25 protein-coding genes, 1 tRNA gene and 1 pseudogene are annotated in these 20294 nt (G+C 63.5%); 10 read left to right on the top strand and 17 right to left on the bottom strand.

Annotation, left to right across the window (positions count from 1 at the left end; genetic code table 11):
* Positions 1-86 precede the first annotated feature (86 nt).
* Positions 87-171: transfer RNA gene (locus V6K60_RS04415), tRNA-Leu, on the bottom strand.
* Between the two features lie 181 nt (positions 172-352).
* Between V6K60_RS04415 and V6K60_RS04410 the strand changes: the two genes are divergently transcribed.
* Entirely contained in the window at positions 353-856 is a 504-nt protein-coding gene (locus tag V6K60_RS04410; RefSeq protein ID WP_332449302.1) for a regulator of amino acid metabolism, contains ACT domain protein, read from the top strand.
* Here V6K60_RS04410 and V6K60_RS04405 read toward each other — a convergent pair.
* From V6K60_RS04405 to V6K60_RS04385, 5 genes are all read right to left on the bottom strand, one after another.
* Positions 849-1334, bottom strand: a complete 486-nt coding sequence (locus V6K60_RS04405) for an HDIG domain-containing metalloprotein (RefSeq protein WP_332449301.1) — start codon at positions 1332-1334, stop codon at positions 849-851. The two genes, V6K60_RS04410 and V6K60_RS04405, sit on opposite strands and share 8 nt — an antisense overlap.
* The gene (locus V6K60_RS04400; RefSeq protein WP_332449300.1) at positions 1327-1848 is read right to left on the bottom strand and encodes a transcription factor; all 522 of its coding nucleotides are present in this window, start codon (positions 1846-1848) and stop codon (positions 1327-1329) included. Before V6K60_RS04400 ends, V6K60_RS04405 begins: the two co-directional genes overlap by 8 nt.
* Positions 1849-1995: 147 nt before the next feature.
* Entirely contained in the window at positions 1996-3072 is a 1077-nt protein-coding gene (locus tag V6K60_RS04395) for an ATP-grasp domain-containing protein (protein WP_332449299.1), read from the bottom strand.
* Complete coding sequence (locus V6K60_RS04390) at positions 3069-3593, bottom strand: tRNA (cytidine(56)-2'-O)-methyltransferase (RefSeq protein WP_332449298.1); 525 nt, start codon at positions 3591-3593, stop codon at positions 3069-3071. The genes V6K60_RS04395 and V6K60_RS04390 overlap by 4 nt, the downstream gene beginning before the upstream one ends.
* A gap of 1 nt (position 3594) precedes the next feature.
* Complete coding sequence (locus V6K60_RS04385) at positions 3595-3876, bottom strand: MarR family transcriptional regulator (RefSeq protein WP_332449297.1); 282 nt, start codon at positions 3874-3876, stop codon at positions 3595-3597.
* A gap of 132 nt (positions 3877-4008) precedes the next feature.
* On the opposite strand from V6K60_RS04385, the gene V6K60_RS04380 reads away from it, so the two are divergent.
* Positions 4009-4401: a hypothetical protein gene (locus tag V6K60_RS04380; protein ID WP_332449296.1), complete on the top strand. Its 393-nt coding sequence runs from the start codon at positions 4009-4011 to the stop codon at positions 4399-4401.
* On the opposite strand, the gene V6K60_RS04375 is transcribed toward V6K60_RS04380, so the two are convergent.
* The 4 genes from V6K60_RS04375 to V6K60_RS04360 all read right to left on the bottom strand — a co-directional run bounded on the left by V6K60_RS04375 (position 4393) and on the right by V6K60_RS04360 (position 8419).
* Complete coding sequence (locus V6K60_RS04375; protein WP_332449333.1) at positions 4393-5103, bottom strand: UPF0280 family protein; 711 nt, start codon at positions 5101-5103, stop codon at positions 4393-4395. The genes V6K60_RS04380 and V6K60_RS04375 overlap by 9 nt on opposite strands.
* On the bottom strand, positions 5100-5498 hold the full coding sequence (locus V6K60_RS04370; protein ID WP_332449295.1) for a 4Fe-4S binding protein: 399 nt from the start codon (positions 5496-5498) through the stop codon (positions 5100-5102). Before V6K60_RS04370 ends, V6K60_RS04375 begins: the two co-directional genes overlap by 4 nt.
* Positions 5495-7003, bottom strand: coding sequence for a homocysteine biosynthesis protein (locus V6K60_RS04365; protein ID WP_332449294.1), 1509 nt, complete (start codon positions 7001-7003; stop codon positions 5495-5497). The genes V6K60_RS04370 and V6K60_RS04365 overlap by 4 nt, the downstream gene beginning before the upstream one ends.
* Before the next feature lie 120 nt (positions 7004-7123).
* Positions 7124-8419, bottom strand: a complete 1296-nt coding sequence (locus V6K60_RS04360; RefSeq protein WP_332449293.1) for a PEGA domain-containing protein — start codon at positions 8417-8419, stop codon at positions 7124-7126.
* 249 nt (positions 8420-8668) lie between these two features.
* Here V6K60_RS04360 and V6K60_RS04355 point away from each other — a divergent pair, with 249 nt between their 5' ends.
* From V6K60_RS04355 to V6K60_RS04340, 4 genes are all read left to right on the top strand, one after another.
* The gene (locus tag V6K60_RS04355) at positions 8669-9379 is read left to right on the top strand and encodes a Nif3-like dinuclear metal center hexameric protein (RefSeq protein WP_332449292.1); all 711 of its coding nucleotides are present in this window, start codon (positions 8669-8671) and stop codon (positions 9377-9379) included.
* On the top strand, positions 9376-9693 hold the full coding sequence (locus V6K60_RS04350; RefSeq protein ID WP_332449291.1) for an SWIM zinc finger family protein: 318 nt from the start codon (positions 9376-9378) through the stop codon (positions 9691-9693). Before V6K60_RS04355 ends, V6K60_RS04350 begins: the two co-directional genes overlap by 4 nt.
* Before the next feature lie 62 nt (positions 9694-9755).
* Positions 9756-12500 carry an alanine--tRNA ligase gene (alaS, locus tag V6K60_RS04345; RefSeq protein WP_332449290.1) on the top strand — a complete coding sequence of 915 codons (2745 nt, stop codon included), beginning with the start codon at positions 9756-9758 and terminating at the stop codon, positions 12498-12500.
* Positions 12493-13122, top strand: a complete 630-nt coding sequence (locus V6K60_RS04340) for an ArsR/SmtB family transcription factor (protein WP_332449289.1) — start codon at positions 12493-12495, stop codon at positions 13120-13122. Before alaS ends, V6K60_RS04340 begins: the two co-directional genes overlap by 8 nt.
* Before the next feature lie 316 nt (positions 13123-13438).
* On the opposite strand, the gene V6K60_RS04335 is transcribed toward V6K60_RS04340, so the two are convergent.
* The gene (locus tag V6K60_RS04335; RefSeq protein WP_332449288.1) at positions 13439-13615 is read right to left on the bottom strand and encodes a hypothetical protein; all 177 of its coding nucleotides are present in this window, start codon (positions 13613-13615) and stop codon (positions 13439-13441) included.
* A gap of 75 nt (positions 13616-13690) precedes the next feature.
* On the opposite strand from V6K60_RS04335, the gene V6K60_RS04330 reads away from it, so the two are divergent.
* Positions 13691-14152 carry a hypothetical protein gene (locus tag V6K60_RS04330; protein ID WP_332449287.1) on the top strand — a complete coding sequence of 154 codons (462 nt, stop codon included), beginning with the start codon at positions 13691-13693 and terminating at the stop codon, positions 14150-14152.
* An 81-nt stretch (positions 14153-14233) separates the two neighbouring features.
* On the opposite strand, the gene V6K60_RS04325 is transcribed toward V6K60_RS04330, so the two are convergent.
* Positions 14234-14473 (bottom strand): MTH865 family protein, encoded by a 240-nt coding sequence (locus tag V6K60_RS04325; protein ID WP_332449286.1) that lies wholly within the window; start codon positions 14471-14473, stop codon positions 14234-14236.
* Positions 14470-14634 (bottom strand): hypothetical protein, encoded by a 165-nt coding sequence (locus V6K60_RS04320; protein ID WP_332449285.1) that lies wholly within the window; start codon positions 14632-14634, stop codon positions 14470-14472. Before V6K60_RS04320 ends, V6K60_RS04325 begins: the two co-directional genes overlap by 4 nt.
* Positions 14635-14774: 140 nt before the next feature.
* Here V6K60_RS04320 and V6K60_RS04315 point away from each other — a divergent pair, with 140 nt between their 5' ends.
* Positions 14775-15527 carry a winged helix-turn-helix domain-containing protein gene (locus V6K60_RS04315; protein WP_332449284.1) on the top strand — a complete coding sequence of 251 codons (753 nt, stop codon included), beginning with the start codon at positions 14775-14777 and terminating at the stop codon, positions 15525-15527.
* An 80-nt stretch (positions 15528-15607) separates the two neighbouring features.
* Positions 15608-16111 carry a hypothetical protein gene (locus V6K60_RS04310; RefSeq protein WP_332449283.1) on the top strand — a complete coding sequence of 168 codons (504 nt, stop codon included), beginning with the start codon at positions 15608-15610 and terminating at the stop codon, positions 16109-16111.
* A gap of 9 nt (positions 16112-16120) precedes the next feature.
* On the opposite strand, the gene V6K60_RS04305 is transcribed toward V6K60_RS04310, so the two are convergent.
* From V6K60_RS04305 to V6K60_RS04295, 3 genes are all read right to left on the bottom strand, one after another.
* A complete protein-coding gene (locus V6K60_RS04305; RefSeq protein ID WP_332449282.1) occupies positions 16121-16309 on the bottom strand; it encodes a hypothetical protein in 189 nt (62 codons plus the stop codon).
* A 38-nt stretch (positions 16310-16347) separates the two neighbouring features.
* A complete protein-coding gene (locus V6K60_RS04300) occupies positions 16348-16734 on the bottom strand; it encodes a hypothetical protein (RefSeq protein ID WP_332449281.1) in 387 nt (128 codons plus the stop codon).
* 189 nt (positions 16735-16923) lie between these two features.
* Positions 16924-19197, bottom strand: a complete 2274-nt coding sequence (locus V6K60_RS04295) for a hypothetical protein (protein WP_332449280.1) — start codon at positions 19195-19197, stop codon at positions 16924-16926.
* Between the two features lie 416 nt (positions 19198-19613).
* On the opposite strand from V6K60_RS04295, the gene V6K60_RS04290 reads away from it, so the two are divergent.
* Entirely contained in the window at positions 19614-19754 is a 141-nt protein-coding gene (locus V6K60_RS04290; RefSeq protein WP_332449279.1) for a hypothetical protein, read from the top strand.
* Positions 19755-19785: 31 nt separating this feature from the next.
* Here V6K60_RS04290 and V6K60_RS04285 read toward each other — a convergent pair.
* A pseudogene (locus V6K60_RS04285) lies at positions 19786-20294 on the bottom strand (PQQ-dependent sugar dehydrogenase); the annotation flags it as partial.

Raw genomic sequence — 20294 nt, 5'->3', positions numbered from 1 at the left:
TCCGCCAGGAGGCCGCATCACGCTGGCACGGTGAACGGTCCGGGGACGGACCTTCACGTCGCCGCGAAGATCCAGAAAAAGTAGAATGCGAGGGGAGCGATTCGAACGCTCGAACTCCTACGAGACCAGGCCCTCAACCTGGCGCCTTTGACCTGGCTTGGCAACCCTCGCCCTGTTCCTCTCTATACAACGCACTGGAGACATAAAATAACTTGCTCTCCGGGGTCCGGGCTTCCCGCTGACCCGGACGGCCGGGAACCGCCGGCGGCCTCGAGCCCCGGACAGACCTGGACCACAGCGCCCGGCTACCGGCTTCGGTGTATATTTATCTGCTCCGGCCCAATATTCCAGCATGTGGGCTGACATCTCACGAGAATTCGCCGATTCTCCGTCCCAGAACCGGGTAATCCGGTTCCTGCTTGAGAACGGGTTCGGCATCAACGAGGAGGGGCGCATCGTCTGCAACGGCATCGAGATCCCGGCGACGCACATCGGCAGGGCGATCGAGACCGATCGCAGGGTCGTCGATGCCACTGCCCGCCGCATCCTCGACAACCCTGCGCTCCGGGAGATCTTTCTTCGGATGCGCGCCGCGCCCGACCTCTCCCGGGTCGCCGAGGCCCTTGGCCTCTCGGTGATCACGCTCTACCCGAAGGACGCGCACCAGAAGGGGATCGTCGGTGCGGCGGTCGCCGTCCTCGTCGATCACGACCTCCCCATCCGCCAGATCTTCGTCACCGACCCCTACCTCGCAGAAGAGCCGAAACTCGTGATGATCGTGGACACACCAGGGGTCCCGGCGTCGGTCTATGAGCACCTGCGTGCGCTTCCGCAGGTGAAACGGCTGATCATCTGAAAAGTTCCACTTCGAGTGCGAGACGGCAGATCCGTTCCCTCTGCCTCCCCGGGAGTGCGACTCCATGGAGGAGCCGCTCTTCGAGCGTGATGATGCGGGTCCCCTTCACCAGGTTGTCCGCGTGGGCGACGATCTTCTCCTCAGGCGTCCGGGGCATGCAGTCGCGCGGCAAAAGATTGAGGAGCGAGCACTCGTCGGCCGTCAGCCCGGCGCCGATGTGCCGCTCGACGATGGCGACGATCGCCTCGTCAAGACCGTACGACCGGCATACCTCACCGCCCACCTCGGCGTGGTGGATATCGTGCGTCACGCCCCGGCCGATGTCGTGGAGGAGGGCGCCGACCGCGACCAGGTCGCGGTCGATGATGGGATCGGCTGCGTAGGTGAGTGCAAGGTCACGCACCGCCCGGCAGTGGGCGATGACCCCCTCGGAGCACCCCGTGCTCCGGAGAAGAGCAATGCAGTCCTCTTCACGCACTCCCGAGGCTCTCCTTGATCCTGTCGACCCTTCTTCTGAGGGCGGTGGCGATGAGCTCATTATCGAAGTGCTCGAGCATCGCCTCACAGCTCGGACACTCGAAGTTCCAGTTCGCTGCATCCGTGAAGGTGTAGACGACGCCACAGCTCTTGCACATATAAAAGTCGTTCTTCTCCTCGTAGGTGACCCGGGCATCAAGGTGCTCGAGCACGTCCCGGATCTCCTCCTCGAGCACGTCGTGGATGCGGTCCAGGCGGAGGTGCCAGAGATAGGTGAGCCAGCCGGTCTCGGTGTTCTTCAGCCGCCGGTACTCGGCGAGACGCTTCTCGTAGAGCGTGTAGAGGGTATGGCGAACGGTATTGAGGTTGACCCCGGTTATCTCGGCGAGTTCCTCGTCGCTGTGCTCCTCCCCCTCGGGGAAGTTTCTGATGAGTTCGATGCCCCCCTCCCCGATCATGCGCAGGACATAGGCGTTGATCGCCGGATCGTTTAACAATTCAGTGACGGATACCATTGCTCAATTCTCCCCCGTGAGTGATAATATTGTATAATAGATAGGGTTTCAGGATCAATTCGCACTACATTGGGTTCTCAATCATTAATATGTTTTCCGGTTCCCGGGGGCAGCCCTCGCCGGCGGGTATTCAACCGTGCCCGCCGGTCACCTGCCGATCAACTTCCGGACCGCCGCGGTCTTCTGCTCCAGGTCCTCGAAGGCCGCCGTCTCGGTCTTCCCGCAGCCGTAGACGCTCACGACGGCATGCCCCTCCTCGAACTCGGTCCCGGGCCAGGGGATGTCAGCGATCCGGGGAGCAAGCGGCGCGAGGTCTGCATCGAGCCGCATATCCCGCTCCGCAAAGAGGATCCGCCGGACCGCGACCTGCCGGGCCTGCGGCATCGCCTCCGGGATCACGCCCCGGCAGGCGTCCATGTGCAGACCAAAGACGCTCTTTCCGGTCGCCATCTCGACCGTATCCACGGTCGCCTGGAACCGGGGATTGATCTCGATCGCCCAGGGTTTCTCCCCTGCCATGAAGTCGATCCCGACCGAGCCCACGCACCCGCTCGCGGCAGCGATCCGCTCGGCCGCCGCGATCATCTCCCCGGCGAGCGGGTGGGAGAACGGGGTGACCGAGCCGGCAAACCCGTGCGCGCTCTCGCCCTCCCCCCGCAGGATCTGCCGGTTGACCGCGACGGCCCGCGCACGCCGGCCGTCGGCGACACAGGAGACGCTCGAGGGAATCCCGTCGACGAGTTGTTGCGCGACATACGGGACGTCCGGCCAGGCCTCCTCCCACCGGCGGAGTTCTTCGGCGGTCTTTACGGCGGCGTTCCGCCACCCTCCCGCTCCCCTGCGCGGCTTGACCATCACCGGGTAGTCGCCGGTCCCCGCGAGCGGCGGGACCGGGACCTCCAGCCCCTCGAAGAACCGCTGGATCTCCAGTTTGTCCAGGAACCGCTCCACCTTCGCGGGCGGCGTGCCGCAGAGCGGGACCGCCGTCCCGATCGTCTCGGCGCCCGAGGTGACGACGAGCGCGTCGACCGGGTGGCGGGCGGCGAGTTCGGCGATCTTCTCCGGGAGTTCGGCGAGGTCGGCGAACCCGAGGCACTCATCCGTGCACCAGGTGAGGTCCTGGTCGCAGAAGTGGTCGACGGCGTAGACCGTGTAGCCGGCCCGGCGGGCCGACTGCGCCACGTGCCGCGTGGCGAACCCTGCAACCAGCACCCGACCCGTCACCGCTCCACCGTCTTCTTCCCGACCTTCGTCGGCTCGATCCGGATCTTCGCGTCCGGGTACTCCCGGTTGAGTTCCTTCCCCTCGAAGAGGTGATCGAGGAAGAGGGCGAGGCTCGATATCTCGGAGTGGGGCTGGGTCGTCACCGAGACGTTGTAGTCGGCAAGGCCGTAGATCTCGCCCGGCACCTTCTCCGCACCCACCACGACGAGAACCCGCTCCTGGCTTCGAACCTCGTCGATGACGTCGGTCATCCGGAGCCCGTACATCGTGAGGTGGGCGACCTTGCCGCCGCTGGCCTTCCAGTCCTGGATGCACCGCCGCCACTTCACGTCGTTCTCCACATAGAAGTCTCCGCCCCACCGGTCGGCCACATCCTCGATGCTCGCGGCCACGCCGGGGTCGTCCGCGGCGAGGTACATCCCCCGCGCACCGAGCGCCCGCGCCGCGAGGCCGACATGGGTCGTCACCCGCGCGTCGCGTTCGGGCCGGTGGCCTATCCTGAGTACCGCTACTTCGGGCATCTCACTCGTCCCTCTTCTTCGCCCTGATAACGCCGTTCTCGATGACGAACGGAAGTTCCTCCGTGGTATGCCGGCACTGGCACTCGATCAACGACTCCTGGATAGAGAGGAGGCGCACCATCTCCCCGGATCGCCGGACCAGAAGAGCGTGCTCGAGCCGCTCAAGCGATCCCGTGATAACACCCTCTTCAAGACCGGTGGCCGTTGCCAGGTCTTCGACCGTTATGCTGTCGGTTGCAGGAATCTGATGATATATGGCCCAATCCAGATCTTCCTCACGCACCCTATTCTTTTTTCCGGGTAGACCGATATAGTTATTCATGTGCCGCCTGCACCGCTCCGGCTCCGCCCGCCGCTATCCGGGCGGATCTCAAGAAGGCGCAGGGCGATAGACAAAAACGTGGGGAACCAAGCGATGGGTGGTTACACAGAACTGGCGGACCTTGCCGACGCCCTCTTCGAGGCAAGCGGCGATGACGACGAACTTCTTGCGGAGAGGCTGGACACGCTTGATGAAGAGACCCGGGGAGCGCTGATCTCCTCCGACTTCCTCAACGCCTACCAGGTCTTCTACTACTTCTTCCGGGAGACGCCTGATGACCTCGTGATGGAGCGGCTGCAACTCCATGCGGCATCGGATCTCGCCCGGGGGATCGCCGTCGACGAGGTCGATATCTACGACCTGATCTTCTCGCTCGACGACGGGGAGCCTCTCCTTCTCCTCACCGACGGCGAGACGACGCTCGCCCGGTACCGGGGGCCGGGGGCATACGCGGCTATGGTCAGGTACCTGGACGAGTCACTTTAGACCGGCGGTGATCAGCCGCTCGTCCACCTTCGCCCGCACGACCGCCGGAAGGTCCCCCCAGCGGATGACCGCGTCCCCGATGATGGCGAGGACGCCCGTAACCCCGGTCCCGGGGAGGGCGTCGAGGACGGAGGTGTCGTCCTGTCGAATCCGGTTGCAGATCGCCGTCGCCCAGGCATCCGCGACGGCGACGTCGGGGGAGAAGACCGTCACGGCGTCGGCGATGCCGAGACTGATCGACGGACCCACCGTCGCCGATGAGGTGCAGATCCCGAGGATCTCGCTCTGGGGTGGGAGCAGGAACGCGATATGCCCGCTCAAGGGTGATGTGCCCGCATAGACGCCTATCTTCACCTCGCGGTCGCTCACGAGAGCGATATCCCCCCCGTTGTCGACGAGGCCGAACGCTGCCCCGGCCGCGACCATCGCCTCTACCCCGGCCCAGGCTATCGCGCCCGCCACCGCCGCCATCGGCCCCACCCCGGCCCCTGTTGCGGCCCGGGCCATCCGCCCGACGGTCCGTCCCGGGGACGCCGGTGTATACGGCTCAAAGGTGGCTGAAAAATAGGGGTCGAGGGCGATCTGCCGCTCGACCTCCTGCCGGGCGGCCAGCATCCCGGACTTTGCCGCCGCGACCTCGTCAGGGGTCCCGGCAAGGATGGTCGCGATCGTCTGCCGGTACTCGAAGTGCTCCCGGATCATCCCTGCTGCGAGAGAGCGCCGTGCGGGCATGCCCGGATGCACTTGCCGCAGAGGACGCACCGTTCGGCGCTCACCCGGAGGCGCCACTCATCATCGAACGAGAAGACCCCCTGCGGGCAGATGCTGATGCAGGCCCCGCAGTCGACGCACTCCGCCTCGTCAAGAGCGACGGCGTCCTCCATCACGCCGACCACGACCCCCATCTCCTCAAGACGCCGCCGGACGAGGTCCGCGTCCCTGTCCGGAACGTCGATCAGCACCTCACCTGCCATCGAGTCGATGTTCGCCTTCTCCACGTTGATGAGGACGCCGGTCTCCTTCACCACCCGGGCGATCACCGGCTCCCGTCCCGGGTCGTGCTGCCCTTTCCGGGAGAAGGAGAGCAGGAGTTTCATCGCCGCCGCCTCCCGCCGAAGAGTTTCCCGAGATCGATCGCCGAGAGGATCCCGACCACCCGGTTCGCGGCGTCCACCACCGGGAGCGCGCTGATGTTGTTGCGCTCCAGTTTCTGCGCGGCTATGTCCACCGGTTCGTCGGGGGTCGTCTTGATCACCTTCCGGGTCATGATGTCCTTGACCTGCCGCAGTTTACCGTCGTTCACCACCGCCTTCGAGACGTCGTAGGTGGTGATGATCCCGACCAGGATGCCGTCTCCGTCGAGGACCGGGAGGTGGTTCGTCTCGCCCCGGAGAAGCCGCTTTGCCGCCACCCGGATCTCCTCGTCCTCGGTGATGCTGATCACCTGCCGGTTCATGATCTCGCGGACGCGGGGGGCGACGGCCGTCTCCCGCATGGGTTTTGCGCGTTTTGCCGGATCGATCTTCCGGGTGGGAAGGGCAAGTTCCATCTTCCCCGCCTCGATCCAGGTCTTCAACTCCTGCGCAACCGCCTTTGCCCGCCGGTAACTGGAGAGCGACGACGTCCTGACGGTCTCACCGCCGATCTCGACAGACCCGCTCTTTAAGTCGGCATAACTGACCTTCGCAAGCGACGGCCGGTCACGCCGCGGAGTGCCGTAATCGATGATATCGGTCAGGATATCCTCGTCCCGCACCGCGGTGCTCCGGACGATGCCGGTATCGAGCACCGGTATGGGCACGCCGACGCCGAGATACAGCGTCACGCCGTAGCCGTTCATCACCGCCGCACGCAGGAACTCCTGCTTCATCTGCTTCATGTCCCCGGTCACCATCAGGGTCCCGAATCCGCCTCCGGCGGAGTGCTGGGTCCCCTCGCCGACGATCATGCCCTCCCCGCCGGCAAGGAAGATCGGGACGCCGCTCCCGATGACCCGGAAGTCGGGGTCGTTTACGAGCGGTGAGAGGGTTCCTGCGCCGGAGTAGGAGACGTTGCCGCACCGCGGGAGGAGGGTGCCCATGTAGGTCTGGAGCGTCCGATCAGTGGCGTTCGTCGCCGCGTTGTAGCGCTGGTAGGCGTTCCTCGGGTTGACCATGATCGCCTGGTTCATGTCCTCGAGCAGCAGGTCCGTGGTGATGCTCCGGCGCGGGTAGCAGTCGGTTCCGTGAGAGGTTGCCCGCAGCTCGACGGTGCCGCCGGCGACGAGTTCCTCGAGGACGTGGGCGCCGCCGTAGACCTGCTCCCTGGACTCGGCCTCCTGGGTTGCGCCCAGGTAGGCGTCGACCGCGGCGATGCCGCCGTAGGCCTCCACGTCGTTGAGCCAGACGCGCTCCATCCGTATGGGGGGGTCGGCGTGCCCGAAGTTGAAGAAGGCACCGGAGGAGCACATTGCCCCGAACGTCCCGGTCGTGACGACGTCGACCTCCGCCAGTGCCCCTTCCTCTCCTAACTCGTCGACAATCCCCGGCATCTCGTCGGCGGTGACAACTCGTGCACTACCGTCGCGTATCCGGGCATTGATGAGGTCAAGGGACTTTTCCATGAACGTATATTCATTTTGGAATATTTATAGGTGTTGATTATTACTTTTAGTAATATCCAGCCCGGAGGGAGGGGCTGCCGAAACGGAGTGGCCGGGTCGAAAAAAGATGGTTTTTTTGGTTCAGTCCCGCTTGCGCAGGCCCACGAAGAGCCCGAGGGCGGCGAGCGCCCCCATCACGGCAAAGGGCGCCATGCCCGCCGCGGGTGCCTGGGTCGGCGCTGCCGCGAGCACGGCGGAGGCAGAGGCAGTGCTTCCGGCGGCTACCTGGACGCTGGTCGACCAGTCGCTGTAGCCGGCGAGCGCCACCCTGACCGCATGGGTGCCGGCGGCAACGCCGTCGACGTTCAGCGGGGTGATGCCCTTGTAGGCGTTGTCGATGTAGACATCAGCGCCTGCGGGTGAGGAGGTGACCGCGATGAAGCCCGTCGTGCTCCCCTGGCCGGGCCGGAGGGTCGCGGTCACGTGGCTCGTGGTCGCCCCGGAGACCTCGACCGAGGTCGTGTAGTCCAGGTAACCGTCCATAGCGACCCTGATGGTGTGAGAGCCGACCGCAACGTTCGAGATCGTGTAGACTCCCGCCGAGGGGGTCAGCCCCTTCAGGGCGCCGTCGAGGTAGACGTTCGCACCTGCCGGGTAGGAGACCACGTCGATGGCCCCGGTGGTCGTCGAGGAGACGGGCGTGAGCCGGGCGTCGACGTACCGGGTCACGCCGGAGGAGACGGATACGGTCGATCTCCAGTCATAGTAGCCGGCAAGATCGAGTTCGATGTTGTGGTTCTTTGCCGAGACGCTGGAGAGCGTCAGGGGCGTCCTGCCCTTGTAGACCCCGTCCATGTAGATGTACGCGCCGGAGGGGCTCGAGGTGACCTTGATCGACCCGTACTGCTCGAAGGGCGTCAGGGTGAACTGCACGTTCGACTGCTGCCCCGCCCGGACCGTCACGGTGGTATAGTCGGACTGGTAGCCGGACCGATCGGCAGTGAGCGAGTAGGTGCCGGGGGTGAGGTCCGTGATCGTGAGCGGGGCCACACCACGATAGTTCCCGTTCAGGTAGATCGCCGCATTCGAGGGGTTCGACGTGACATAGATCGAACCGTAGGTCTCGACCGGCTGCAGCGTCGCGTAGACGTCTCTGGTCTCGCCCGCCGCGGGTCCCGAGGGCAGGCTGCCGGAGTAGGCCTTGTAGCCGTTCCTCTCAACCCGGATGGTGCTGTAGGGCGTCCCGGTGCTGTAGACCGGCACATAGAGGGATCCCCCGGACGTGGCACCCTGGTACTGCCCGTCAAAGTAAACGGAGGCCCCGTCGACGTTGCAGTGAACGCGGTACCACCCTTCATCTCCTCCAATTGCAGTGACGGCCGGGATGCCGGCGCAGAGAACGAGGAGCGCGATTCCGATGATTAATTTCCTCAGCATGTTCTGTCTCCGATAAAACAATCTGGAATATCTTTTTTTCGGGATTTATCCCTTTCCATTATATAATTCAGAAATCCAGGGTTTTTGAGTGATATGAGTGATTCTTCCGTGGAGAATCCTCAAACCCGGCAGGGGGGCGGGGAAACCCCGGGGCCAGGAACGAAGCATGGAGATCGGGGATAAGGACTCTCTCCCGGCCTCCGGAGCACCTTCGTTGACTCTTTTACCCCGCACGACAATGAGTACTGCATGGATATCCAGGGGTTCATCACCGCAATGGAGCAGGTCGCTCCACCCACACTCGCCGAGGAGTATGACGCCGGCAAGATTGGTCTCGTCGTCGAGGGAAAGGACGAGATCGAGACCGTCTGTTGTGCGCTCGACGCCACGCAGAGGGTGGTGGAGGCTGCAGTCCGTGCCGGAGCGGATATGCTGGTCGTCCACCACCCCCCCATCTGGAACCCGATCACGGCGGTCCGGGGCCCGATCTCCCACCTGCTCCGGGCCGTCCTCTCCGCCGAGATGAACCTCTACGTCATGCACACGAACTTCGACCATGCCGAAGGCGGCGTCAACGACGTCCTGGCGGCGAAACTCGGCCTCCTCCGGTGCGAACGGATGACCGCCGGCCTCGTCGGCGATTGCTCCCTCGACGCGACCGAGATCGCCCGCCGCCTCCCGGGCGGAGGGATACGGGTCTACGGTGAGATCGAGACGATCCGGCGCCTGGCGCTCGTGGGGGGGAGCGGGTTTGACCCGGACCTGATCGAGGAGGCCGTCGCCCTCGGTGCGGAGGCCTTCCTCTCGGCGGAACTGAAGCACAACGTCGCCCGTGCGTCGCCCATCCCCTGCCTCGAGGCCACCCACTACGCCCTCGAGGCCCCGGCGATGGAGGCGCTCTCCTCTCGCATGGGGTGGCATTATATCCCCGACCCCCCACTCGTAGTGGTAGTTCCATGAGCGGCATCTGGCAGAAAGTGGAGCAGGATGAGGCGCTGACGCCGAAATTTCGCGCCTGCATCGAGCAGGTCTACGGGGAGCGAGGGAGGAAGGCGCTCAAAGCCGTCGATGAGAGGCGGGTGAAGCGCTACCTGGACTTCTTCGTCGTGGTGGGCCACAGCGACGAGTACATCGTGGAGGAAGATTTCTGCACCTGCAACGACTTTCTCTTCCGGGGATGCGAATGCTGGCACATTCTTGCGGTACGCATCGCCGAGCGAACGGGATTCTATGAATCCTATGACCTCTGGTATCAGGACGTATGGAAACGTTAACGGTATAGCACAAACAACTATATCGGTTCCAGTCATACGTTGATCATACTGCGTGATTTTCAATGCTCGAAGAAGAATATACGCTCGATTATTTCCGATCTCAGGGATTTGTGCGGAAGATCTGCAAGAGTTGCGGTGCTGCTTTCTGGACCCGGGACCCTGAACAGGAACTCTGCGGCGACGCTCCGTGTGTGACGTATAACTTCATCGGCAACCCGGTCTTCAAACCCCATACCGTTGATGAGATGCGAGAGGCGTTCCTCTCCTTCTTTGAGCGGCACGGCCACACACGCCTTGAACGCTACCCCGTAGCCGCCCGGTGGAGAGACGATATCTACCTCACGATAGCTTCCATCGCCGACTTCCAGCCGTTCGTCACGAGCGGCGTCGTCCCCCCGCCGGCAAACCCGCTGACCATCTCCCAGCCCTGCATCCGCTTGAACGACCTCGACTCGGTAGGGAGATCCGGACGCCACCTGACGCTCTTTGAGATGATGGCCCACCACGCCTTCAACACCCCCGAAGAGCAGATCTACTGGAAGGAGGAGACGCTCGCCTACTGCGACGAGTTCATCGCGTCAATCGGCGGCGACCTCAACCAGGTCAGTTATAAAGAGCACCCCTGGTACGGCGGCGGGAACGCCGGGGCCTCTGTCGAGGTGCTGATCGGCGGCCTTGAGGTCGCGACGCTGGTCTTCATGAACCTCGGGAAGCAGAAGACCGATCAGCCTCCCGTCGATGTGAACGGCGAGACCTACTACCCGATGCGGCTGAAGATCGTGGATACCGGCTACGGGCTTGAGCGGTTCGTCTGGGCCTCGCAGGGTTCGCCGACGATCTACGATGCGGTCTTCCCGGAGATGGTGAGCCGCCTGACACGCTCGTCTCACCTCGAGCATCTCCTGGACAGCCCGGAGTTCACGAAGATCATGGGGCTCAGCGCCCGGTTCGCCGGGGTGATGGACATATCCGGGACGAACCTCTACAATTTGCGGCGGAAGGTCGCCGAGGCGATCGACGTCCCGGTCGAGCGGCTCGAACGGATCGTCGTCCCGATCGAGAAGGTCTACTCCATCGCCGACCACACCCGCTGCCTCGCTTATATGCTCGGCGACTGCATCGTCCCCTCAAACGTCCGCGAGGGGTATCTCGCCCGGCTGGTCCTTCGCAGGACGCTCCGGATGATGAACGACCTCTCGATGGACGAGGACCTGGCCGACCTGATCGAGGCGCAGATGCAGGTCGTCGGGACCGAGAAATTCGGGCAGAGCGTCGACGTGGTCAGGGAGATCGTGGAGAGCGAGGAGGAGCGGTACGCCGCGACCCTCGAACGCGGGACCCGGATCGTCCAGAAACTTGCCCGGAACTACAAGGCGCAGAGCACCCGCGTCCCTCTCGCGGAGGTGATCACCCTCTACGACTCGCACGGCATCCCGCCCGAGATGATAAAGGACGTCGCTGCCGCGGAAGGGGCGGTCGTGGAGATCCCCGACAACTTCTACTCGCTGATCGCCGACATCCACTCGGAGGCGCAGAAGGCGGCGGAAGGAGAGGACCTGCTTGCCCCATACCGTGAGCGGGCGAAGACGCTCCCTCCGACGAAGAAGCTCTTCTACGAACTGCCGTGTGAGGTCGAGTTCGAGGCGGTGGTCCTCGACTACTTCGACGGCATGGTTGTGCTGGACCAGACGCTCTTCTACCCGGAGGGCGGCGGCCAGCCGTCCGACACCGGCACTCTGGTGGCGTCCGAGAGGATGGTCCGGGTGGAGGAGGCGACGAAAGTCGGAGAGGTGATCCTCCACCGGGTCACGGGAGGCCCCCTGAAGCGCGGCGAGCGGGTGAAGGGGATGGTGGACGAGGAACGCCGGCGGTCGCTGATGCGCCACCACACGGCGACCCACGTCCTCCTGCACGCCGCAAAGAAGGTGCTCGGGGTCCACGTGCACCAGGCGGGCGCCCAGAAGGGGAGCGAGACATCGCGCCTGGATCTCCGGCACTACAAACATATCACGCCCGACGAACTCAAGCGGATCGAGATCGAGGCGAACCGCCTGATCATGGCCGATACGCCGGTCTACATCCATATCGAGGAGCGGACGAAGGCCGAGCAGAAGTACGGGTTCGACCTCTACCAGGGCGGTGTCCCGCCGGGCCGGGATATCAGGACGGTCCAGGTGGGGAGCGACGTGCAGGCCTGTGCAGGCACGCACGTCCGAACGACCGGTGAGATCGGCTTCATCCGGATCATCGGCATCGAGCACATCCAGGACGGCGTTGAGCGGCTGGTCTTTGCGGCCGGCACCGCCGGGGTGCATGCCGTGCAGCATATGGCGGATCTCCTCCAGGCATCCGCCGATGTGCTGAGCGTCCAGCCCGAGAACCTGCCGGCGGCGGTAGCCCGCTTCTTCTCGGAATGGAAGGAGCAGAAGAAGGAGATCGAGCGGCTCCAGAAGAGCGTGGTCGATCTCCAGATGCAGCACCTCGAGGGCGAGCTGGTCGACGGGGTCAGGGTCGTCGTCAGGCAGGTGGATGCGGCCCAGAAAGAACTCGTCGCTCTTGCGAACGGCGTCTCGGAGGAAGGCGGCGTGGCCCTCTTCGTCTCGGGAGACGGGAACATGAGGGTGGTAGCGGCCTCCGGCACGCCTGCGGTGAACGCCGTCGAGATCGTGAGAACGGTCTGCGGCATCCTCGGCGGGAAGGGCGGTGGCAAGCCGGCGCTTGCGCAGGGCGCCGGAACGGACGCCTCCCGGCTCGATGAGGCGCTCGAGCACGGACGTAACGAGATCCTTGTAGCACTCCATGGCTGACGATGTGGTAGTTATCCAGCCGGGCGATGAGCGGGCACAGAAGATCGCCCGGGCAATGGCGAGCCAGACGGCGAACGCGGTCATCCAGGCCTTCGGCAGCGGGCCGCTGACGTCGTCCGAGGTTGCCCGGCGGATGGCGATCCCGATCACCACCGCCTCCTACCACATCGAGAACCTCCTCGACGCCGGGCTTCTTGAGGTTATGGAGACCCGCTGGAGCGAGAAAGGGCGCGAGGTGAAGGTCTACGGCCTTGCGAACCAGGTGCTCATCATCGCACCGCCGGTAAGCGACCTCCGGTCGGTGCTGAAGAAGTACACGACGCTCTTTGCGATCGTCGTTTTCGCAAGCCTCAGCCTTGCGACGTTTCTTCCGCTGCTCCTGCCGGCCCCCGAGATGCTGCCTGCATCGAGGACCGCCGGGGGGGTCGGCGAAGAGGTCACGACGCTCAAGAGCCCTGTCCTCGATGCCGCCGGGGGGGCGCCGCCGGTCCATGACCTGGTGATGGGGTTCTTCTTCGGCGCCTGCGCGGTGCTGCTCGCGCTCTTCGTCTACGAGATCTACTACTGGCGGCGCACGTCATCGCGCTACCGGGCGGCTGTAAAAGAGGAGCAGGAAGGATAAGAGAAGTCCGGGGAGGGGGTATTCGGGATCTTTACCGTCGCCCCCCGGTAACTCCGGCTTTCGGCTGATCTCCGCTCCCTGCTTCAACTTTCGCCCCGCATTTCGGGCATCGCGTCTTCTTCGGGTTTATCTCTGCACCGCAACTGTAGCATTTCGGCATGGTCTGTCACCACACTATGCCTGATCGGAGCAAGATACCATAAGGTTATCCGATCGGGTTCCGCCCGAAATTCGGGCATCGAGCCGGAATACGGGACCGGGATCTCTTGAACCACACTCTTCTCCGGCGGTTTCGCAGGTTGCGGCGCCGGCACGATTAACCGGCAGCAGCCACCCTCCCGGGGCGGCCTGGCACCTCATCCCGTGGATCCTGCTCGGCACCGGGCCTCTCGTAGGAGAGGATGTGGTAGTGGGAGGAGACGCGCTTCCGGTAGGTGTAGACCCCGGAGTTATACTCCCGGATGCTGTATTCCCGCCCCCATCGACCTCTCAAGGGCGTGGTGAAGCGGTGAACGGAAACGTATTTGGGATCGCGGTGCCTGTCAGGAGCCTGCCGGGGGAGTATGGCATGGAACAACTGACGGAGATGGACCGGCTCGGGGCCCGGTTCCTGGGGGAATGGGATATCGAGGTGAACCTCTCTATGCCCGACGGCAGCGCCATGAAGGGCCAGGGCACGGCCACGGTACGGGAGGCGGCCGGCGGGGACGGCATCCAGAGCGATCTTGCGTTCACGCTCGACGGGCAACCCTACACGGAGACGGATAACTGGCGGTATGAACCCAGGGAGGAGACGATCCACATGATCGGGGTGGGTTCCGATGGGACCGTGCACGACCACGCCGGCAGGTGGAAGGATGCCGGCACCCTGGAACTCCACTGGAGGGGCCGAGAGGGGGGAAGAAAGGTCGAAGAGACGGTCACGGCCACCTGGGAATCCCCCGATACCGTCCGCATCCGGTCGGAGACGACGGTAGACGGAAAGCCCGGACCGATCATGGACTCAGTGGGGAGAAAGCGGAAGGGGTGAGGGGGGTCCCGAGCGGGGGCCGGTGACGACCTTCATCCCTGAGGAACCCAATCCCCGGTTCGGGACGGCAGTCACAAAAGGTTACATCCCCGCCCGGGAGAGGATGGTATCGGCCACCTGCCCCGCGCTTGTGAAGGGGAAATCTTCCGGCTTCAGAAGGGTTCCCGCTTCACCGGCGGTCATCTCCACATCACCTGCCTTGCATTTGGTCGCGGCTCCCGCAGGGAACGCGGCAAGGAGGTCTTCAGGCGTCTTGATCGGGAACTTCGCGCCGGCGAGGGCGCCGACAATCTGGGCACGGATCTCTTCTTTAACGGTCATGGTTTTTCCTCCAACATCCGGGCGATATCCCCGGCGGCCTTCGCCAGCGGGCAGTCGCTGCTGTGCTCGGCACAGCCGAAGCAGGCGCTCTTCACTGCAGTAAGCGCCTGCTCTACCTTTTCGTCCGATACGGACGTTCCGGTGTAACACCATTCAGGCATGGATCTCACCGATCATCCTATTGAACAGTCATAATAATATAGATTCCAGTCAGTAAACTATACATAGTTCTCGTGCTACACTCTTATAACCGCAATAGGTATGATCCCGACCGGACCATAAAACAGATGAGGGAGATCCGATGGCTGACAGGGCAGAACACTACGAACAGGATATCAGGGAGGTCCAATCCGAGATTGCGGGCCTCAGGAATGAACTCCGGCGATTCATCGAGCAGGCGAACAAGCAGCATGTCGATACGCTCCTCGGCGGCCTCCGCAAGGAGTATGGGGGGGTCTTCGTCGAGCAGCACCTCTCCGACGCCGACCAGAGGCTCCAGGAGCGGATGATCCGGGAGTGCCCGATGCGCGAGCGGTGTTATGCCGCATTCTATGAGTTTCTCAAGAGTTCTGCAGAGCATATCAGGGACGGGGAGGTGAGCGAAGAGGTCATCCAGTCCTACCGCGACCGGCTCGCAGCGATGCGCAAGGGTGGGAAGCTCGAGAACTGCTCCACCTGCTTTTCCGAGACGAACCGTCTCTTCGAGAAGCAGATCGAATTGATGCGCTCGCTCGGGATCTACCGGAGCAGCCGGGAGGCTTCGTCGTCCGTCGCAGACCTCTCAGACGAGATCGTGGTCGAGGAGATCCTTGAACCGCTTGCAAACCGGCACCGCTTCCGGATCGTGCAGTCGCTCGCTGCCGAGACGCAGACGTTCTCGGCTCTCTCGAACCTGACCGGTCTCCGGGGGGGAAACCTGCTCTTTCACCTCAAGAAACTCCAGGATGCCGGGATGATCCTGCAACGGCACGATCGGGGAGACTATATCATCACCGAGAAGGGCCACAAGACCCTCGAGGGCATCGGCACGCTCTACGCAGCCCTGAAGCCGTAAAACCTCAGTCCCTCCCCGGGTCGCTGCACGCTACGACTCGATCTCGTACATTTTTATCTCATCACGGGTATGATGGGCCGGTGCTCCCACATGGCAGGAACGGGTACGGTCCTGACCCCCTGTCAAGGTGCGGGGTGTACCATGATGCAGACCAGGAGGAGTTGAAGATGTCAGGTGAACTGATCGGTGAGTCGCGAGGGAAGATCATCGGCACGAGAGTCGTCGAACTTCTTGAGACCGGCCCGAAGATCGAGACGACAGACCAATCGACCGGAAAATTGCTGGATATCGAATCCCAGGATGTATCAACCGCTTGGAGTGTGTGGCGCTCTCCCGATATCTTCTATGCAGAGGGTATCGGAGTAACCACATCAAAAGACGGCGAGATGGCCATGTACACCGGATCCGGCATTGGCATAGGGGGTCCGGGAAGTCCTGAAACCAGTTTTCACGGAATGATCCTGTTCCGCTCGTCCACCCCGAAGTGGAGCCGCCTCAACGGGACCGCTGTCATGGTCGAATATACCGTTGACGCCGATGGCAACACCCATTCGAGACTCTGGGAATGGAAAGGACGATTCTAACGGATACAGTTACGGATGGTCGCTCCTGCCGGGGGAGGAAACTACAACCTCCCTGTTCGCCCCCCCACCGGCGACGAAGTAACCGACGTTGCTGTAGAGGTACCGCTCACGGAAGGTTGCGGCAGGTTCCAGGTGCCTGACATGGTGGGAGCATCCCTCATTTGATGTACCCGACCCTGCCGAGAAGCTCGCCATCATAGGGTGCAAGCCCGGTCCGGTGTGCGAGGAGGCAACAGTCAATCCTGCTTGATCCGCGAGAAGATCCCCTTCACGCTTCCTGCCACGATGAAGGCCACTCCCTGCACCCACACCGTAAAGAAGTCCTGAACGACGAATGCAAGCGTCTCTTCCGGGAACATATGATCGCGCACGTTCCGGAGCGAGAAGTATGCAAGCAGCATCCATGTGGATGCGACGAGTGCCTGGCCGGCCATCGACATCCAGAGTTCGAGGGTGGCGAAGACGAGGGCCATGATGTAGCTGAGGAGACTCGTGCAGAGCGCCGAGAAGAAGTTCAGCACGGCGCCGCGCGAGATCACGTCGCGGAGCTGCGGCAGGAGCATGACCGCGAAGAGGATTGTGATGACGGTTATAGCGATGTCCTGCCAGGTCGTTTCGATCACGTCAGCCCGTGCACACACGGTGCAGCATACAGGTATCGACGTGCGAGGATATCAGATCATCCTGTCCGTACCCGTGCAGGCCCGGCGCCCCACCGGCGGGTGAGAGGGGCCCTCCGGGATGCCGCGGCTTGCTGACTGCGGGCGGCGGAGGGGGGAGGAGCCCCCGCTGCGTCGTAAAATGGAAACAGATCAGTGCAGTATCCCCAGGTCGACACCCACCAGCCCGACGACGGCGCCGGTCGAGTCCCTGACGGGGGCATACCCGGAGAGGACGGTAGCGGTCTCGTTGCCCCACTGCTCGACGTAGAATTTGCTCTCTGCGGAGGGTTCCGTGAACCCGGCGAACATCACGGTGCTCGTGTCGTTGCAGACCTCGCCTATCCCGGGCGTGTTGCCGCTGCCGTAGTCGGCATCGACGACGTATTCGACGGACTCCCCGGCTTTGCGCATCGTGTAGACGTAGACGACCCCGGGGGTTTCCGCCTTGAAGGCCCTGAGCTGGTCGCGGATGGCGGTGAACGCCGGTGCGTTCTCGTCCCCCGGTCGGAGCGCCGCGAGAGCGCCGCCGTCGATCCGGGTTGCAGCGTCCGCGGCGAGAGCGGAGGCTCTCTCCGGCGTGATCGGGTTGCCTGCGTTGATACACACGAGCCCCACGCCGGCACCGGCCGAATTCTTCACGGGAGCATACCCGACGATGAGGCTGTATATCTCGGCCGCAGGCTCCGTGAGCCCGGCGAGGTATACGGTATCCAGGTCAGTAGGCGTGTAATCCCCGCCGCCTATCGCGACCCCGTTATCGCTGCCGTAGTCTGCATCTACGACGTACTCGGTGTCGTTCCCGACCATCCGCACCGTGTAGATGTAGGCGATCTCGGGATTGGACGTCCGGAAGGCAGCGAGCCGGTCGCGGATAGCGATGAACGCCGGCGTCTTCTCGTCGCCCGGCTTGAGCGCGGCGTGAGCGTCGCCGTCGATCGTGCCTGCAACCTCTACAGCGAGGGCCTCCATTCTCTCCTGTCCGATCGGGATTCCCGACCCGATGCACACCAGCATCCCGACGCCGGAGCCGCTCGCGTCCCTGATCGGAGCATACCCATAGATGTAGGATTCTATTTCAGCGGAGGGTCTCGCGAACCCGGCGAGAAACTCCGTATCCTGGTCATCAGGGCTGTAATCCTCGCCAATCGCGTATGCATCGCTCCTCTCGCCGTAGTCTGCATCCACGACGGACTCGGTGGTATTCCCGGCTTTCCGCATCGTGTAGGCATAGACGATCTCGGGGTTGGATGCCCGGAAAGCGTTGAGCCGGTCACGGACGGCGGTGAACGCCGGTGTTGACTCGTCGCCGGGCTTGAGCGCGGCGAGAGCGTCACCGTCGATTCGGGCCGCAATATCAGCCGCAAGGACCTTCATCTCGTCGAGCGTGGGCACTTTCGGCACCGCCGGCGTCTTCGCGATCGTCTCCGCACTCCCCAGGTCGACACCCACCATCCCGACGATGGCGCCGGTCGAATCCCTCACGGGGGCATACCCGGAGATAATAGTGGCGATCTCGCTGCCCCACTCTTCGGTGTAGATCCCAGGTTCAGCGGAGGGCTCCACAAACCCGGCGAGGAACGCGGTGTCCTCCTCCGTAGGTACGTAGACCTCGCCTATCGCGGCCGCAATGCTGCTGCCGTAGTCGGCATCGACGATGTATTCGGTGGCGTTTCCGGCTTTCCGCATCGTGTAGACGTAGAGGACCCCGGGGGTTTCCGCCCTGAAGGCCCTGAGCTGGTCGCGGACGGCGATGTGCCCGGGGGTGTCTTCATCGCCCGGCTTGAGCGCGGCGAGGGCGTCGCCGTCGATCCGGGCGGCAGCGTCCGCGGCGAGGGCCTTGAGCGTCTCTTCGGTGATCACGCTGCCCACGTCGACACCCACCAGCCCGACGACGGCGCCGCTTGCGTCCTTGATCGGGGCATACCCGGAGGTGGCGGTGTAGACGGTGTCGCCCCAGTCGTCGACATAATACGGTTCTGCGGAGGGTTCGGTAAACCCGGCAAGAAACGCGGTATCCGCGTCCGTGGGGGTGTAGGCATAGCCTATCGGGACTCCGTTACCACTGCCGTAGTCCGCGTCCACGACGTACTCGGTGGCGTTCCCGGCTTTCCGCATCGTGTAGATGTAGAGTATATTCGGGTTTGCGGCCCGGGCGGCGTTGAACTGGTCGTGGATGGCGATATATGCCGATGTATTCTCATCGCCCGGCTTGAGCGCGGCGAGAGCGTCGCCGTCGATCGTGCCCGCAATCTCCGCCGCGAGGGCCTTCATCTCGTCCAGCGTGGGGGTCTTCGAGATCGGAACCGTCGTTCCGGGCGCCGGTTCCGTCTCTCCCGGTGTAAATACAACCATAACCCCTGCTGCAACGATGACCAGGGCCACAATGCCGATGATCAATCCGGTCAGGATACTCTGCTGTGTCACAATACATACTCCTTTGCAGAGAGTCTGTTGTTGAAATACAGGCTTAAATATTTGGAAATCTATCGCGGCGTTGGATGCCGGTATGAGGAATTTGGTCGTAGAGTTTCGAACATACACTAAAACGTCACCACTCTGAACGTTTCCGACACCGCGGGTGTGCTACCCTAGGGGACCGATCCCGTTCCAGGTGACGCAAAGGACGGAGTGGTTCGGCCCGGTGCCGACCGTACCGGGGAGCACCGGCCGGGAAACCGACGGAGTTCAGGGGGTTTCGCCCCTTGTGCTCCGGCGCATCCTGACGTGCCGGGCATGGTTCGATTGAGAACAGAGTGACGCGCATGGAAGCAGACGAGCACTGCTCTCGACGCCTTCGCCGAACGGATTGCGCAGGCCGAGGCCGCAGCCTCAAAGGGTCGGTGAATCGCCCCTGGAACACCCGCGACGTCGTGGTGCGTGACCTCTACTGGTATCGCCTGGTATTCACCACGCCGGACTTCGCACGGATGCGGGATTTTAGAGCGACCATGCAGGATCTCCAGAGAGATCTCGCGAAGTAATGGAAATCCCGGACGTGAGCGTTTCGGAAGATCACTCCGACCAGGTTGACGGGGTCGGTTCCGGCGGGGGGACGATCCGGTAGACGCGGCCCGTCCTCCCGGCCGGCCCCCGGTTCTCCGCGGTCAGGACGTAGAGTTCACGCTCCGCGTCCTGCCCGAACGCGAGGATATAAGCCCCGACGGTTCGGCTCCCAACCACCTCGACCTCCGCAAACGCCCACATCTCTCCGGGGTTTTCCGGCGGTGTCGCGGCGAAGATGATCCCGTCGCCGTCGGCGCCCGCCCGGTTCCATTCGCCGAAGATATAGCGCCCGAAGAGTCCGGGGAGTGCCCTGCCGCGGTAGACGTATCCGCCGATAATGACCTCCCCGATGCCCCCGGGCTGGTTGGCGTTCGGGTACTCGATGATCGCCCCGACCAGGGGATCGCCCCGCCGGCCGACCCGGGGCACCTCTTCCGGCGACTCGTAGGGGTTTGCGGGGTCGAAGGCGTGGTTGCCCTCCCGGAGGTTCCACCCGTGGTTGCCGCCCGGGACGATCA

It is taken from the genome of Methanoculleus sp., from assembly GCF_036677455.1.
In the GTDB taxonomy this organism is placed as follows: Archaea; Halobacteriota; Methanomicrobia; order Methanomicrobiales; family Methanoculleaceae; genus Methanoculleus.
This window is presented reverse-complemented; position numbering and strand designations above follow the sequence as displayed.